Origin of the sequence: Bacillus cereus group sp. N31, from assembly GCF_016483245.1 — a bacterium.
GTDB classification, from domain to species: domain Bacteria; phylum Bacillota; class Bacilli; order Bacillales; family Bacillaceae_G; genus Bacillus_A; species Bacillus_A toyonensis.
In genome coordinates this window covers 1-501 of the sequence record NZ_JAEHCH010000075.1, presented here as the reverse complement: position 1 = coordinate 501, position 501 = coordinate 1, and the positions used below count along the sequence as shown (strand labels likewise).

Here is a 501-nt window from a genome sequence, read left to right as displayed (position 1 = left end):
TATGTATAATTACATAAAGTTTATGAGAAAAAGAGAGTATACTTTGATATTGTGTAATAAAGACAAGGCCCACCTACAGAAATAGGTGGGCTTTTTTATTGGGTATTACTATCTCAGTGCACAAAAGGGAATTTGTATTTAAATAATAGCATATCCTTTAAGTTCTTATATTGAGAAATAAAGAAAAGACACCCCCAAGTGCCTTCCTCCGACTTGAACGACTTTAATTTTAATAATATAGTTCTAAGTTTAAAAACTATAGGGGTTTTTCCTGTGGGCTTTGTAAGTAGTTTTTACGAAATTATGAGTGTTCTTTATTCTGTATTTCAATAAGTTCATCTTTAATCATTTGTATATAATGTTATTTTTCTCTTAGTTCAAATATAAATAATGCTTTTTTCATGTTATTAACAACATCTTCTTCATTATGTTGTTTAATCTTTAATAAATACTGACTTTTTAAATAGTATAGTTCACCTAGTAGGTATAAAGTGTCTAGAT

1 pseudogene is annotated in these 501 nt (G+C 27.3%); it reads right to left on the bottom strand.

The window, feature by feature from the left end:
• Positions 1 to 361 precede the first annotated feature (361 nt).
• A pseudogene (locus JDS81_RS29795) lies at positions 362 to 501 on the bottom strand (transcriptional regulator); the annotation flags it as partial.